This is a genomic window from Microbacterium sp. Nx66 (genome assembly GCF_904066215.1).
GTDB classification, from domain to species: Bacteria; Actinomycetota; Actinomycetes; order Actinomycetales; family Microbacteriaceae; genus Microbacterium; species Microbacterium meiriae.
The window spans coordinates 1,183,704-1,198,724 of record NZ_LR880474.1 but is presented as its reverse complement, the minus strand read 5'-3'; the positions used below and the strand labels follow the sequence as shown (position 1 = coordinate 1,198,724).

General features: G+C 70.7%; 15 protein-coding genes. 4 read left to right on the top strand and 11 right to left on the bottom strand.

What is annotated here, in order from left to right:
• Positions 1-45 precede the first annotated feature (45 nt).
• Both dapD and MICNX66_RS05625 read left to right on the top strand, forming a co-directional pair.
• The gene (gene dapD / locus MICNX66_RS05630) at positions 46-999 is read left to right on the top strand and encodes a 2,3,4,5-tetrahydropyridine-2,6-dicarboxylate N-succinyltransferase (protein ID WP_187663653.1); all 954 of its coding nucleotides are present in this window, start codon (positions 46-48) and stop codon (positions 997-999) included.
• Between the two features lie 237 nt (positions 1,000-1,236).
• A complete protein-coding gene (locus MICNX66_RS05625) occupies positions 1,237-2,607 on the top strand; it encodes a DEAD/DEAH box helicase (protein WP_311198660.1) in 1,371 nt (456 codons plus the stop codon).
• Between the two features lie 79 nt (positions 2,608-2,686).
• On the opposite strand, the gene MICNX66_RS05620 is transcribed toward MICNX66_RS05625, so the two are convergent.
• The 6 genes from MICNX66_RS05620 to MICNX66_RS05595 form a co-directional block, all read right to left on the bottom strand.
• Complete coding sequence (locus MICNX66_RS05620; RefSeq protein WP_187663652.1) at positions 2,687-3,976, bottom strand: citrate synthase; 1,290 nt, start codon at positions 3,974-3,976, stop codon at positions 2,687-2,689.
• Positions 3,977-4,166: 190 nt separating this feature from the next.
• Positions 4,167-5,279 (bottom strand): succinyldiaminopimelate transaminase, encoded by a 1,113-nt coding sequence (dapC, locus tag MICNX66_RS05615; protein ID WP_187663651.1) that lies wholly within the window; start codon positions 5,277-5,279, stop codon positions 4,167-4,169.
• Positions 5,280-5,288: 9 nt separating this feature from the next.
• Entirely contained in the window at positions 5,289-5,609 is a 321-nt protein-coding gene (fdxA, locus tag MICNX66_RS05610; protein WP_017203330.1) for a ferredoxin, read from the bottom strand.
• A 9-nt stretch (positions 5,610-5,618) separates the two neighbouring features.
• On the bottom strand, positions 5,619-6,029 hold the full coding sequence (locus MICNX66_RS05605) for a histidinol dehydrogenase (RefSeq protein WP_232089204.1): 411 nt from the start codon (positions 6,027-6,029) through the stop codon (positions 5,619-5,621).
• 40 nt (positions 6,030-6,069) lie between these two features.
• On the bottom strand, positions 6,070-6,384 hold the full coding sequence (locus MICNX66_RS05600) for an AzlD domain-containing protein (RefSeq protein ID WP_187663650.1): 315 nt from the start codon (positions 6,382-6,384) through the stop codon (positions 6,070-6,072).
• The gene (locus tag MICNX66_RS05595; protein ID WP_187664119.1) at positions 6,381-7,091 is read right to left on the bottom strand and encodes an AzlC family ABC transporter permease; all 711 of its coding nucleotides are present in this window, start codon (positions 7,089-7,091) and stop codon (positions 6,381-6,383) included. The genes MICNX66_RS05600 and MICNX66_RS05595 overlap by 4 nt, the downstream gene beginning before the upstream one ends.
• 105 nt (positions 7,092-7,196) lie before the next feature.
• On the opposite strand from MICNX66_RS05595, the gene MICNX66_RS05590 reads away from it, so the two are divergent.
• Positions 7,197-7,745 (top strand): helix-turn-helix domain-containing protein, encoded by a 549-nt coding sequence (locus MICNX66_RS05590; protein WP_187663649.1) that lies wholly within the window; start codon positions 7,197-7,199, stop codon positions 7,743-7,745.
• Between the two features lie 3 nt (positions 7,746-7,748).
• Here MICNX66_RS05590 and MICNX66_RS05585 read toward each other — a convergent pair whose 3' ends face one another.
• The 4 genes from MICNX66_RS05585 to typA form a co-directional block, all read right to left on the bottom strand.
• Positions 7,749-9,374: an MFS transporter gene (locus MICNX66_RS05585; RefSeq protein WP_187663648.1), complete on the bottom strand. Its 1,626-nt coding sequence runs from the start codon at positions 9,372-9,374 to the stop codon at positions 7,749-7,751.
• Entirely contained in the window at positions 9,371-10,420 is a 1,050-nt protein-coding gene (gene glsA / locus MICNX66_RS05580; protein ID WP_187663647.1) for a glutaminase A, read from the bottom strand. The genes MICNX66_RS05585 and glsA overlap by 4 nt, the downstream gene beginning before the upstream one ends.
• 107 nt (positions 10,421-10,527) lie before the next feature.
• The gene (locus MICNX66_RS05575; protein ID WP_187663646.1) at positions 10,528-11,412 is read right to left on the bottom strand and encodes a phospholipase; all 885 of its coding nucleotides are present in this window, start codon (positions 11,410-11,412) and stop codon (positions 10,528-10,530) included.
• Positions 11,413-11,598: 186 nt separating this feature from the next.
• Positions 11,599-13,512, bottom strand: coding sequence for a translational GTPase TypA (gene typA / locus MICNX66_RS05570; RefSeq protein ID WP_187663645.1), 1,914 nt, complete (start codon positions 13,510-13,512; stop codon positions 11,599-11,601).
• A 101-nt stretch (positions 13,513-13,613) separates the two neighbouring features.
• On the opposite strand from typA, the gene MICNX66_RS05565 reads away from it, so the two are divergent.
• A complete protein-coding gene (locus MICNX66_RS05565) occupies positions 13,614-14,447 on the top strand; it encodes a CPBP family intramembrane glutamic endopeptidase (RefSeq protein ID WP_187663644.1) in 834 nt (277 codons plus the stop codon).
• Between the two features lie 7 nt (positions 14,448-14,454).
• Here the strand turns inward: MICNX66_RS05565 and MICNX66_RS05560 are convergent, their stop codons facing one another.
• Positions 14,455-15,021: a PH domain-containing protein gene (locus tag MICNX66_RS05560; RefSeq protein WP_187663643.1), complete on the bottom strand. Its 567-nt coding sequence runs from the start codon at positions 15,019-15,021 to the stop codon at positions 14,455-14,457.

Here is a 15,021-nt window from a genome sequence, read left to right as displayed (position 1 = left end):
GTCATGCGGGACGGGACACCGTCGTCGGCGCGATACCGTGGAGGCATGAGCGACGCACGATCTGTCTGGGGACTGGGCCTGACGACCACCGCGAGCGACGGCACGGTCCTCGACGCGTGGTACCCGGAGGTCCGCTCGTCCGCGCCGTCCGCGGACGAGGTCGCCACCGCCCGCACCGCGCTCGACGCGCAGACGGGCCAGGACGAGCGGCGTGACGTGACCATCGCGGTCGTCGAGCTCACGATCGATCTGGACGCGGCTCCGGCCTCCACGGCGGACGCCTATCTGCGCCTGCACGCCCTGTCGCACCTGCTCGTGCGGCCGAACGCCCTCAACCTGGACGGCATCTTCGGTCATCTGCCGAACGTCGCCTGGACCAATGCCGGCCCCCTGCTCCCCGCCGATGCGGCGCGCCTGCGCCCGCAGCTCCAGCGCGCCGGGATCCAGATTCAGGGTCTGGACAAGTTCCCCCGCCTCACCGACTACGTGCAGCCCGCCGGGGTGCGCATCGCCGACGCCTCGCGCGTGCGGCTGGGCGCCCACCTCTCCCCGGGCACCACCGTCATGCACGAGGGCTTCGTGAACTTCAACGCCGGAACCCTCGGCGCCTCGATGGTCGAGGGTCGTATCTCGCAGGGCGTGGTGGTCGGCGACGGCAGCGACATCGGCGGCGGGGCCTCGATCATGGGCACGCTCTCCGGTGGCGGGTCGCACCGTGTGTCGATCGGCGCCCGCACGCTGCTCGGCGCGAACGCCGGCATCGGCATCTCCCTCGGCGACGACTGCGTCGTGGAGGCCGGGCTCTACGTCACCGCCGGCACGAAGATCGTCCTCGCCGACGGCCCCGCGACCGCCGACGGCGGACGGAAGACCGTCAAGGGCGCCGATCTCTCGGGTGAGGACGGCCTGCTCTTCCGTCGCAACTCCCTCACGGGCGCCGTCGAGGCCGTCCGCCGGGCCGGTGTCGGCGTGACGCTCAACGAAGCGCTCCACGCCTGACAGCGCACCTGCAGCCTTCGACCGGTCGCCGCTGGTAGACTGGGGTCGTTGCCCGCGCCGCCGGCCGGTCAGCATCGTCGTCGTCTAGGGGTCTCCGAGGACCGAAGCGAGCGCCCGCGCTCCCCTCTCCAGCCCGAACTGGCCATTCGCACGGCGAACGGACGCGCACTCGCTGCGTCTTCGCCCACCTCACCCCACTATCCCGCGCCGTTCTCGTGCGCTGACGGAGTTCTCTGCATGTCTTCCTTCCTCGATCTCGGCGTTCCCGCCGAGCTCGCCACCGTTCTCGCCGCCTCCGGAAAGACCGAGGCGTTCGCCATCCAGCGCGACACCCTGCCCGACTCGCTCGCCGGCCGTGACCTCCTCGGCCGCGGACGCACGGGCAGCGGCAAGACCATCGCCTTCGCGCTTCCGCTCGTCGCCCGCCTGGCTGCGTCCGGCCACAAGCGCCGCTCCGGCCTGCCGCGCGGCCTCGTGCTCGCCCCCACCCGCGAGCTGGCCACCCAGATCGCCGCGACCGTCGCCCCCCTGGCCGAGGCCGTCGGGCTGCGCGTCACCACCGTGTTCGGCGGTGTCAGCCAGCGTCCGCAGGAGCAGGCGCTGCAGGGCGGCGTCGACATCGTCGTCGCCTGCCCCGGCCGTCTGGAAGACCTCATGAAGCAGCAGATCGTGCGTCTCAGCGCGATCGAGGTCACCGTGCTGGACGAGGCCGACCACATGGCCGACCTCGGCTTCCTCCCCGGCGTCACCCGCATCCTCTCGGCGACCCCCGCCGACGGTCAGCGCCTGCTGTTCAGCGCGACGCTGGACCGCGGCATCGACACCCTCGCCCGCCGGTTCCTCACGAACGCCGTCAGCCACGAGGTCGACGAGGCGAGCGTGCCCGTCGGCGAGATGACCCACCGGGTGCTCGTCGTCGACTCCCCGGAGAACAAGACCGTGCTGGTGCGCGACCTCGCCTCCGGCACGGGCCGCCGCATCCTCTTCACGCGCACCAAGCACCAGGCGAAGAAGCTCGCCAAGCAGCTCACCGCCGCCGGCATCCCGGCCGTCGACCTGCACGGCAACCTGTCCCAGAACGCGCGCGAGCGCAACCTCGGCGCCTTCTCCGCCGCTCCTGAGGACGGCGGCGTCCGCGTCCTCGTCGCGACCGACGTCGCGGCCCGCGGTGTGCACGTCGACAACGTCGACCTCGTCGTCCATGTCGACCCGCCCGTCGAGCACAAGGCGTACCTGCACCGTTCCGGACGCACGGCTCGGGCCGGCGCGGCCGGCACCGTCGTCACCGTCGTCCTGCCCGAGCAGCGCCGCGACGTGAAGGATCTGCTGCGCAAGGCCGCGATCACGGCACCGCTGGAGAACCTCACCACCGACGCCGTCACCGAGCTCGTCCCGGAGCGGGCACCGCACGTGCGGCCCGCGCCCCCGCAGCCGCAGCAGCAGCGCTCCGCGAAGCAGCGGCCGGCGGGTGGCGAGAGAAGCACCGCGACCACCCCGCCGTCCCGCCGCCGTCGTCGTCCCCGCGCCGCGGGCCAGGGCGGCGCGTCGGGCTCGCAGCGTCAGGGCGGCCAGGGCCGTCAGGGCACGCGTGGAGCCCAGGGACGCTGATCCCGGCTCGTGCCTGACAACAGCGAAGGCCCCCTCGCACTCCGGTGCGAGGGGGCCTTCAGCGTCTGCGGCGCAGCGCTCAGCGCGTCGGGAAGGCGCGCTCCGGCGACCCGGTGTAGAGCTGCTGCGGGCGGCCGATCTTGGTCTGCGGGTCGAGCTGCAGCTCGCGCCACTGGGCGAGCCAGCCGGGAAGACGGCCGATCGCAAAGAGGACGGTGAACATGCGCGTGGGGAATCCCATCGCCTTGTAGATCACGCCGGTGTAGAAGTCGACGTTCGGATACAGGCGCCGCTCACGGAAGTAGTCGTCGGCGAGGGCGATCTCCTCGAGCTCCTTCGCGAGGTCCAGCAGCGGATCCGTGACGCCGAGCGAGCTCAGCACCTCGTCTGCGGCCTCCTTGACGAGCTTGGCGCGCGGGTCGTAGTTCTTGTAGACCCGGTGCCCGAAGCCCATCAGCTTCACGCCCTCTTCCTTGTTCTTCACCCGCTCGACGAACCGGGAGACACTCTGACCCGAGTCGCGGATCTGCCCGAGCATGGTGAGGACGGCCTCGTTCGCACCGCCGTGCAGGGGTCCGGACAGGGCCTGGATGCCGGCCGAGACGGAGGCGAACTGGTTGGCACCGGTCGAGCCGACGAGACGGACGGTGGAGGTCGAGGCGTTCTGCTCGTGGTCCTCGTGCAGGATGAGCAGCAGTTCGAGGGCCTTCACCATGGTCGGGTTGATCTCGTACGGCTCGGAGTTCACGCCGAAGTTCAGCTTCAGGAAGTTCTCCACGAAGCCGAGCGAGTTGTCCGGGTAGAGGAACGCCTGGCCGACGCTCTTCTTGTGCGCGTAGGCGGCGATCACCGGGAGCTTGGCGAGCATGCGGATGGTGTTCAGCTCGACGTGCTCGGGGTCGTGCGGGTCGGTCTGGCCCTCGTAGTACGTCGACAGAGCGGCGACGGCGGACGACAGCACCGACATGGGGTGCGCGGTGTGCGGCAGCGCGGAGAAGAAGCGCTTGAGGTCTTCGTGCAGCAGTGTGTGGCGACGGATCTTCTCGTCGAACTCGGCCAGCTCCGTGGCGGACGGCAGCTCTCCGTAGATGAGCAGCCAGGCGACCTCGAGGTAGCTGGTGCTGCCGGCGAGCTGCTCGATCGGATAGCCGCGGTACCGCAGGATGCCCTTGTCACCGTCGATGAACGTGATGTCCGACTTGGTGGAGGCCGTGTTGACGAAGCCGTAGTCGAGCCCCGTGAGGCCGGTCTGACGGGTCAGCGTCGAGAAGTCGATGCTGTCGTGGCCCGCGGTGCCGCGGACCAGGGGGAATTCGGCGGTGGTGTCGCCGATCGTCAGCTTCGCCGTCTGGTCTGCCGCAGCGCTCACGCGGACCTCCTCCTTCTGTCTGATCGCCCCGGCGTCGCGGGCGTCAGCAAGTTCTTGATCAAGCCGGAACTGGCGATCTCTCGGGCGCTGAGCGCCTGGCCGGGTGCCGACCGAATCGCCTTTACAGCCTAGTCGTCACACAGGCCTACTGTGACAACCGCCAAAGGGATCGGCACAGCAGGGAGGGTTCCTACAGATCCGCTCCGCGCAGACGCCGAGCCGCCTCGGCGACGAGGTCCGTTGGCGCCGTCAGCGACAGCCGCACATGCTCGGGGGACGACGCTCCGTAGAAGTGCCCTGGTCCGGCGAGGATCCCGAGGTCGGCGAGACGCGCCATCGACTCCCAGGCGTCGCGTCCCTCCGTCGCCCAGAGATAGAGCCCGGCCTGCGACCCGTCGATGCGGAAGCCGGCCGCCTCGACGGCGGGGAGCAGCAGGGCGCGCCGCTCACGGTAGAGCTCCTTCTGCGCCACGACGTGCGCCTCGTCACCGAGGGCGACCACCATCGCCTGCTGGACGGGCGCAGGCGGCATGAGGCCGAGATGCTTGCGCGCGGTGAGGAGCTCGCCGACCACGCGGGCGCATCCGGCGACGAAGGCCGCGCGGTATCCCGCGAGGTTGGACTGCTTGCTCAACGAATAGACGCTGAGGAGGTTCGCCCGTGTGCCGCCGGTCACCCGGGGGTCGAGCACGGACGGGATGGGCTCGTCCGCCCAGGGGCCGTCCCATCCCAGTTCGGCGTAGCACTCGTCGCTCGCCAGCACGGCGCCCAGCTCCCGAGCCCGCTGCACGGCCACGGCGAGCTCGTCGACGGTCCACGTGCGGCCGTCCGGGTTGCCGGGGGTGTTGATCCAGATGAGCTTCGCGCCCTCCGGCCACTCCGCCGGGTCGTCGGCCGCCAGGGGCGTCGCCCCCGCCACCCGCGCGCCGACCTCGTACGTCGGGTAGGCGACGCGGGGATGCACGACGATGTCTCCGGCACCGAGCCCCAGCAGCGTGGGCAGGAGCGCGACGAGCTCCTTGGAGCCGATCGTCGGCAGCACGTTGTCGACTCGGAGGTCCGGGACATCGCGGCGGCGGGCGTACCAGTCGACGATCGCCTCCCGGAGCGCGGGGGTGCCGACGGTCTGCGGATAGGCATGGGCGTCAGTCGCCTCGGCGAGGGCCTGACGGATGACCTCCGGCGTGGGATCGACCGGCGAGCCGACGGAGAGGTCGACGAGACCGTCCGGGTACCGGGCGGCGCGCTCGCGGTAGGGGACCACGGCGTCCCAGGGGTAGTCGGCGAGGTCGCGGACGCTCACGGAGCGTGCCTACTCGCCCTGCGGCGGGAGCGCGGCGATGATCGGGTGGTCGAACGGGTAGACGCCGACCTTGGCGGCGCCGCCGGGCGAGCCGATCTCGTCGAAGAACTCGACGTTGGCCTTGTAGTAGTCCTGCCACTCGTCGGGGAGGTCGTCCTCGTAGTAGATCGCCTCGACGGGGCACACCGGCTCGCACGCCCCGCAATCCACGCACTCGTCCGGGTGGATGTAGAGCGACCGTTCGCCCTCGTAGATGCAGTCAACGGGGCACTCGTCGATGCAGGCGCGATCCTTGACATCGACGCACGGGAGGGCGATCACATACGTCACCCCCTCAGTCTACGACCCGTGGACCTCGGGTTCCTCCGCGGAGGGCGTGGCGGGGCGGACCGGCTGCCGGGAGAACGACGGCCACGCGATGACGAGCAGCACGATGCCGGCGGCGAGATAGGTCCAGATGCGCCCGGCGAGGGTGTCCTGCACGACGACGGAGCCACCGGGACCGACGCCCGAGATGAGCACGATCATGGCCAGCATCCCGAGACCGGCGGCGACCGCGGCCCCCCGGTCGTGGGTGAGCGCCCGCACGGCGATGAGGATCGCGGCACATGCGACAGCGGCGACGATCAGGCCGATCGGGATCGGCCCCCACATGACGCTGTGCGCGATGGTTCCCGCGACGCCGTAGACCCCGCCCACCAGGGCAGCGGCCACCCAGGACAGCACCCTCGACAACCACTTCCCGCGCACCCCCCGATCCTACCCGGGCGGTGCCCGGCGAGACGACGGCTCAGGCGGCGAGACCGGACAGCCGCAGCAGCGCGGCGACGAGGGCGGCGGACGCCACCACCACGAGGAACGACTGCCGCAGCCAGAGGAGTCCCGCCGCGACGAGCAGGGCGGGCACGCGCGCGTCCACGGTGATCGCCTGCCCGTCACCGAGGGACTGCACCGCGACGAGGGCGGCGAGCAGCGCGACGGTGAGGAGGTCGGAGATGCGGGCGGGGCGCGGCGCCTCGAGCACCTTCGGCGGCACGAGATAGCCCACGGCCTTCAGCGCGAGGCAGATCAGGGCGGCGAGGAGGATGGCGCTCCAGAGGCTCATGCGCCCCCCTCCCCTTCGCCGACGCTCGCGGGACGCGGTGTCCCCAGCCAGTTCAACCACCCGACGACGATCGCGACGACAGCGGCGACGAGCACCGGGAGCCCCGGCATGAGGAACGGCGTGAGGGCTGCCGCGATCACGGCGGCCGCGATCCCGACGGCGACGGCCTGCCGCTCACGCAGACGCGGCCACAGCAGGGCGAGGAAGGCCGCAGCCGCCGCGGCGTCCAGCCCCCAGGCCTTCGGGTCGCCGAGCACGTCGCCGACCAGCGCGCCGACGAGGGTGGTGAGGTTCCAGCCGAGGAAGATGCCGACCCCCGTGACCCAGAAGCCCACCCGGCGCAGGCGCTGATCGTCCTGCGCGATCGCCACGGCGGTGGACTCGTCGATGGTGAAGTGCGCGGCGGCCGCTCGCCGTGCCGGTCCGCCCCCGATGAGCGGCGACATGCGCATCCCGTAGGCGACGTTGCGCACGCCGAGGAGTGCCGCCGATGCGATCGCCGAAGGCAGGGCGGCCAGGCCACCGGCGGCGAACACCCCCACGAACGCGAACTGCGATCCCCCGGTGAACATCAGGAGGCTGAGCACGCACGTCTGCCAGACGTCGAGTCCCGCGGCGACGGCGAGCGCGCCGAAGGAGATGCCGTAGGCGCTCGTGGCGAGCACGACGCCGAGCGCCTCGCGCCACACCTCACGCTCAGCGGTCACCGGGTCCCACTCCACCGCGACGTTCGCTTCACTGAACACACGATCATCATTCTGAACATGGCGATCCGTATAGTCAAGCGAACGATCGTTTGCCATGATGAACGCATGGAGGATCTCCGCACCCGCATCGCCCGCACGCTCCGCCGCGAGCGCGAGGCCGCGAACCTGTCCGTCTCCGAACTCGCCCGACGGGCCGGGATCTCGAAGGCCACGGTCTCGCAGCTCGAGAGCGGTGCCGGCAATCCGAGCGTGGAGACGCTGTGGGCGCTGGGCGTCGCGCTCGGCGTGCCCTTCGCGGTGCTCGTCGACCAGCAGGCCAACGCCCCGACCCTCATCCGCGCCGACGACCTCGCGGGCGTGCCGTCCTCCGCCGCGGCCTACAGCGCCACCCTGCTCTCCGCGAGCCCTCCGGGTGCCCGGAGGGACGTCTACCTGATCCAGGCGGAGCCCGGCGACCCCCGCCGGTCCGACCCCCACCACGCGGGCACGGTCGAGCACGTGATCCTCATCGCCGGGCAGGCACGGGTCGGTCCCCCCGACGATGCCGTGGTGCTGAACCCCGGCGACTACCTGACCTATGCCGGCGACGTCGCGCACGTCTTCGAGGCGGTCGAGCCCGGCACGAGCGCCGTCCTCATCTCCGAGCTGCGCTGAGGTTCACTCCCCCGGCCCCGTCGGCGACGGGTCGGGGATCTCGTGCGGTCGGTACTGCGGCAGGCGCGACGCGGGCAGGATCGCGAGCGCGCTCACCGCGGCGAGGATCAGAAGGCCGAGCTTGAGCGTGCGCAGCCGCGACTCCTCGTTCACGGCGACCGCGGCGTCGACCTGTTCCGGCGTCGCGTCCGTGATCTCCAGCACCGCACGCAGCTCGTCGTTGCTGATGAAGTTCACCTCGTTCAGATCGACCTGCGACACCAGCGACGGCGGCAGCTCGGGATGTTCCACGACCGCGCGGCCGACGTTGAGCGCGAGCAGGGACACCAGCAGCGCCCCGGCGAGCGCGGTCCCCACGGCGGAGGCCAGGTTCTGCGTGGTGCCGCGCAGCGACCCGACGTCGCCGGCGAGCTCGGGCGGCGCCGCCGTCACCAGTACGTTGAACACCAGGGTGACGAGGGCGCCCTGGCCGATGCCGAACACGACGAGCCCGGCGATGGTCGGCACCGTCTCCCAGTTGTTCGTCACCACGACCGACAGCCAGACGAGCGCCGCCGTGGTGAGGATGAACCCGAACACGCCGATCGTCCGCGGCGGGTATCGCCTGTAGAAGCGCACGACGAGCGTCGCCGTGATGAACACCGTGAGGTTGAACGGCATCATCGCCAGGGCCGTATCGAACGGCGTGCGTCCCTGGACGATCTGGATGTACAGCGGCACCGTGAAGTTCACGCAGGCCTCGAGGGCGACGACGATGAACATGGCGTACACCGCGGCGCGCTCTCGCGACGAGCCCAGCACGGTCAGGTCGATCAGCGGCACCTTCCCCTCGGCCATCCGCCGCCGGGTCCACAGGAAGAACCCCTGGCCCAGGATGATGCCCAGGACGATGAAGATCGGGGCGGGCGAGAGTCCGAGGACGGAGAACGGCGCGGACGGCGCCGCCGCGAGTGCTCCCCAGCTGTTCAGGTTGTTGAACCCGAGGGTGAGCAGCACGATCGCCGCGCCGATGAGGAGGGCGGCGACGAGATCGATGCGGATCGCCGCGTCCCCGCGGTCGCCGCGCAGCGTGAAGCTCAGGGCGAAGACCGCCACGGCGATCGCCAGCACGATGACGAACAGCGGACGCCACCCGACGAGGGTGCCGAGCGTCCCTCCGATGAGGAAGGCGCTGACGCCGGAGATCGCGCGTGCCGAGCCGATCGCTCCGATCGCGGTGGCCTGCTGCGGTCCCCGGTAGTTCTCGGCGATCAGGGCCACGATCGAGGGGACGATGATCGCGGCGGCCGCACCCGCGACAGCCTGCCCGGCGATGGCCCACCAGACGGTCGGGGCGAGGAGCATCATCACGGCGGACCCGGCGAAGAGCGCGACGACGACGCGGAAGATCAGCACCCAGCCGACGCGCTGCCCGAGTTTGGCACCGGTCATCACGAGCGCGGCGACGGCGAGGCCGTACATCACGATCGTCGTGCTCGCGATGGTCGGCGGTACGCCGAAGTCGGCCACCATGCCGCCGAGCGAGATCGGCAGCGCCGCGACGTTGAAGGACATGAGCACCTGCGCGAGGAACAGGCTGACCATCGGCAGCCAGGACGTCTTCACGGGTGCGGGAGCCGTGCGGGTCATGAGCGCTCTCCTTCCGACGACGACGAGGCGCCCGCCCCGCCGGCATGCTCACGGGCGGGCGCGGAGGCGAAGAGGTTCAGCCCGAGCGACCGCGACAGGTGTCCGATCGCCATCTGCGACCGGATCGAGTTGCCCGCCTCGTCCAGGCGGGGTGAGAACCCGGCGACGGCGCCCTTGCCAGGAGAGACCGCGACGAGGCCGCCGGCGACACCCGACTTGGCGGGCAGACCGATCTCGAACAGCCAGTCGCCCGACCGCTCGTACAGCCCGCTCGCCGCGACGACGGCCAGCGTGTCACGGCAGACGTCCGCGGAGACCACCCGCTCCCCCGTCACCGGGTTCACTCCGCCGTCGGCGAGCGTGGCCCCCATGACGGCGAGGTCGTGCGCGGTGACCGCCAGCGCGCACTGCCGGGTGTAGACGTCGACGATCTCATCGGGGTCGCCGGCGAGCCGGCCGTAGCTGCGCAGCAACCAGCCCAGGGCCCGGTTGCGCTCGTTCGACCCCGCCTCGGACGCGTAGACCTCGCCGTCCAGGCTCAGGGGCCGTCCGGCGAAGGCGGACAGCCCCTCGCGGACACGCTCCCACTGCTCCACCGCCGTGGCGCCCGGCATGAGCGCCGTGGTGGCGATCGCCCCGGCGTTGACCATGGGGTTGCGCGGATGCCCGTCGTTGAGCTCCAGCGCCACGACCGAGTTGAAGGCGAGCCCGGTGTTGTTCACACCCACGATCTCGCGGACCCGCTCGTGGCCGTGCTCCTGGATGGCCAGCGCATAGACGAACATCTTCGAGATCGACTGGATGGAGAACGGGTGCAGGGCGTCTCCGGCGTCGTGGATGCCGCCGCCCACCTCGATCACCGCGAGCCCGAAGAGCTCCGGATCGACCGCGGCGAGCACGGGGATGTAGTCCGCCACCTGGCCGGACACCTCGTCCGCGTACCGGGCGTGGGCCTCGCGGACGAGCTCGTCCACCCGCTCCCACCCGGGCAGCGTGCCCGTGGAGACCTCCTGAGGGACATCGAGCCAGACGGTGGGATCGAGCACCACTCCTCCTCGGAATCGCGACGCCCCCAGCCGTCTCCCTGACACGGTAGCGCCCGTGTCGGGTGACGGCTAGGGGCAGATCCTCCGCGAGGAGCCGGCTCTGCGGCTCAGTACCAGTTCATGGCCTGGGAGTGTCCCCAGGCGCTGCACGGGGTGCCGTAGGCGTCGGCGATGTACTTCAGGCCCCAGGCGATCTGGGTGGCGGCGTTCGTCTGCCAGTCGGCGCCCGCCGTGGCCATCTTGCTGCCGGGCAGCGCCTGCGGGATGCCGGTCGCTCCCCCGTCGTTGTTGTACGCCTGGTAGTTCCAGCCGGACTCCTTGTTCCACAGCGAGTTCAGGCAGGAGAACTGGTCGCCACCCCAGCCGTAGCGGTCCGCCATCATCTGCTGCGCCGTGGCCCGAGCGCCGTCCGGTGTGTTCGCGGAGGCGAGTGCAGCCGCCGCAGCCGCCGCCTTCTCCTCGGCCGCGCGGGCGGCGTCGTCGGCCGCCTTCTTCTCCTGCGCGGCGGTGAAGGCCTTCTGGAGGTCAGCCGTGGCGGTCACGACCTTCTCGGTCTCCGCCTCGGCCTGCTCGGCCGTCACGGTGATCAGGACCAGCGGGAGCGTGGATCGGTCGGCGAGGGTCTCCAGGTCGTCTTCGAGCGCGGTGGTGTCGACGGGCGCCGCGGCGCTCACGTCGAGGCCCGACTCGGCGACCTCCGCGGTCAGGCTCTTCGCCGCGACGACCGCGTCGGTTCCGTCCGAGACCGTCATGACGGCCTGGTCGGCGATGCGGGTGAGCGGCTCGGAGCCCAGGTTCTGGCTCGTAACGGCAGAGGCGGTGTCGGAGCGCTCGGCCCCGGCTGCCGGGGCGGAGGCGAGGCCGACGCTGAGGGTGATGCCGACGAGCGCGGCCGTGGCGGCACCGAGGGCGATCAGGGGTGTACGGGTGACAGTGGCGCGGGCGGCTGCCGCGTCGGAGGCGCGCCGGAGCGCACGGGTCTTCTGAAGCAAGGCTGTGACTTTCGGGTCGTCGTACGCCCTTTCAGGGGACTCATCGGGAGCTCGCCCCGGGCGCAAGTGAACGAGTCTGCGCCATCAACCTGAACGAAAACTAGCCCTCACCTGGGATTTTCATGAGAGAGGGCCCCACGCGGCCAGATGGCGGCGTGGGGCCCTCTCGAGAGGAGTGCGAGACGATCAGGCGTTCGCGTCCTGACGCTTGAGGCGCGAGGCCTCGCGACCACGGACGGTCTGGTCGAGGATCACCTTGCGGATGCGGACGACCTCGGGCGTGACCTCGACGCATTCGTCGTCACGGGCGAACTCGAGGCTCTCCTCGAGGGTCAGCACGCGCGGGGGCGTCATCGACTCGAACGTGTCGGAGCTGGCCGCACGCATGTTGGTGAGCTTCTTCTCCTTGGTGATGTTCACGTCCATGTCGTCGGCGCGGGAGTTCTCGCCGATGACCATGCCCTCGTAGACCTCCTGCGTGGGCTGCACGAAGAACGACATGCGCTCCTGCAGGGCGATCATCGCGAACGGGGTGACGACACCCTGGCGGTCGGCGACGATCGAGCCGTTCTGGCGCGTCGTGATGGAACCGGCCCACGGCTCGTAGCCGTGCGAGATCGCGTTCGCGATGCCGGTGCCGCGGGTCGTGGTGAGGAACTCGCTGCGGAAGCCGATCAGACCGCGCGACGGGACGATGAACTCCATGCGCACCCAGCCGGTGCCGTGGTTGGTCATGTTCTCCATGCGGCCCTTGCGGTTCGCGAGGAGCTGCGTGATCGCGCCGAGGTGCTCCTCCGGCGTGTCGATGGTCAGGTGCTCGAACGGCTCATAGGTCTTGCCGTCGATCTTCTTGGTGACCACCTGCGGCTTGCCCACGGTGAGCTCGAAGCCCTCACGACGCATGTTCTCGACGAGGATGGCGAGGGCCAGCTCGCCGCGGCCCTGCACCTCCCACGCATCCGGGCGCCCGATGTCGACGACCTTGAGCGAGACGTTTCCGATGAGCTCCTTGTCGAGACGGTCCTTGACCATGCGCGCCGTGAGCTTGTGCCCCTTGACCTTGCCCATGAGGGGCGAGGTGTTGGTGCCGATCGTCATCGAGATGGCGGGGTCGTCGACCGTGATCGCGGGAAGCGGGCGGACGTCCTCCGGGTCGGCGATGGTCTCGCCGATGGTGATGTTCTCGAAACCGGCGATCGCGACGATGTCGCCGGGGCCGGCCGACTCGGCCGGGTAGCGCTCGAGAGCGCGGGTCTTGAGCAGCTCGGTGACGCGCGCGTTGCTCGTGGTGCCGTCGGCACGCACCCAGGCCACCGTCTGGCCCTTCTTGAGCGTGCCGTTGAAGACGCGCAGCAGGGCGAGGCGGCCGAGGAACGGGCTGGAGTCGAGGTTCGTGACCCAGGCCTGCAGCGGAGCCTCGTCGTCGTACGCCGGAGCGGGGACGTGCTCGAGGATCGCTTCGAACAGGGGCTCGAGGTCGTCGTTGTCGGGCAGCGCTCCATCGGCGGGACGGTTCCGCGATGCAGCGCCGGCGCGACCGGAGGCGTAGACCACCGGCACGTCGAGCAGCGCGTCGACGTCGAGGTCCGGCACGTCGTCGACCAGGTCGGAGGCGAGGCCCAGCAGCAGGTCGTGCGCCTCCTCCTCGACCTCGGCGATCCGGGCGTCCGGACGGTCGGTCTTGTTGACCAGGAGGATGACGGGGAGCTTGGCCTCGAGCGCCTTGCGCAGCACGAAGCGGGTCTGCGGCAGCGGGCCCTCGCTCGCGTCGACGAGGAGCACGACGCCGTCGACCATCGACAGGCCGCGCTCGACCTCACCACCGAAGTCGGCGTGGCCGGGGGTGTCGATCACGTTGATCGTGATCTCCTTGCCGTCGGCGTGCTTGCCCTTGTAGGTGATCGCCGTGTTCTTGGCGAGGATCGTGATGCCCTTCTCGCGCTCCAGGTCGTTGGAGTCCATCGCGCGCTCCTCCACGTGCGAGTGGTCGCCGAAGGAGCCCGTCTGGCGGAGCATCGCGTCGACGAGCGTGGTCTTGCCGTGGTCGACGTGGGCGACGATTGCGACGTTGCGGAGGTCAGAGCGGAGGGCGTGCGCCATACAAGGGTCCTCAAAGAGTGTGGGGTTGCGCCGGGAAGCCGACGTTCCAGGATAACGTACGCGCGGATCGGGTTCCTGAACGCACGTCGTACCATCGTCCCGTGACCCTCCCCGACCCGACTCCCCCGGTCCCGCAGACGTCCTCGACCGCGCCGAGGCGGAGCCACGAGCCGCGCGAAGGCTCAGGGCGGCTGTGGTGGGAGATCGCCATCGTGCTGGCCCTGGGTCTCGGTCAGTCCGCGATCTACGCGATCGTGCAGCTCGCCTATCGACTCACGGACGACACGCCCCTCGCGGATCAGACGGCCACCCTCAACCCCTCCCGCAGCGACCGGGAGGTCTTCGACCTCATCTATCAGGTGCTGTCGATCGGCTTCGGGCTGGTGCCTGTGCTCCTCGTCTGCTTCCTGTTGTGGCAGCGCCGCCGCCCCCACCTGGAGCGGCTGGGACTCGACGGCACACGGGTGGCGGCCGACATCGGCCGCGGCGCGCTCCTCGTCCTCGCGATCGGCGCGCCGGGACTGGCGCTCTACTTCGGCGGCCGGGCCCTCGGACTCTTCGTCGCCGTGAACCCGGCGGGCCTCGACGCCCATTGGTGGACCGTGCCGATCCTGCTGCTCGCCGCCGCGCGCGCGTCGCTGCAGGAGGAGTTCGTCGTGCTCGGGTACCTGTTCGCCCGCCTGCGGCAGCTGGGGTGGTCGCCATGGACGATCATCGTCTCGACCTCGGTGCTCCGCGCGACGTACCACCTCTATCAGGGGCCCGGCGCCTTCATCGGCAACCTCGCGATGGGGCTGCTCTTCGGATGGCTCTACCACCGCACCGGTCGGCTGCTGCCGTTCCTGGTGGCGCACTTCCTCATCGACGCGGCGGCCTTCGTCGGCTACCCCTGGGCCGCGGCCACCTGGCCCGCCCTGTTCGGTCTTCCCGGCTGAGGCCCGCTCAGCCGAGGTTGACGACGACGAGCGCCGCGACGGCCCACAGCACGATCACCGCGAGGGCGATGAGGGCCGGGCCGTCCCAGCTGCGTCGGATCGGCGCGTCCGCCGTCGAGGGAGCCGCGGTCCACAGATCGCGGATGCCCGTGAGCACCCGGAGCGCGGACGGCACCTCCGGCTCGGCGTCCTCCTCGCGGGAGCGACGAGGCGGACGCGCCTTGGCCGGTCCGCCCCAGCAGCTCAGGGTACGGCCGTCGTCCAGCGTGAACTCGAGCTGCCACCGCATGTCGATGTCCTGCACGTGCGCCCAGCCGAAGGTCGTGCGACGCAGCAGGTTCTGCACCACGGCCCCCTCCTGATCCACGCGGACGAAGGAGACGAAGGCCGTCTCGTACACGATCCACAGGCCGAGCAGCAGCCAGGGCGCCACGAGCAGCGCCTGCACGATGCTGCCATTGACGACGGTGTCGCCCAGCAGGAACAGCACGAGCAGGATGCTGAGCACGAAGACGACGGTGCCCGAGGGCGCACGGAAGGTCCGTGCGCCCTCGGGGTGTCCGGGAGACGCCAC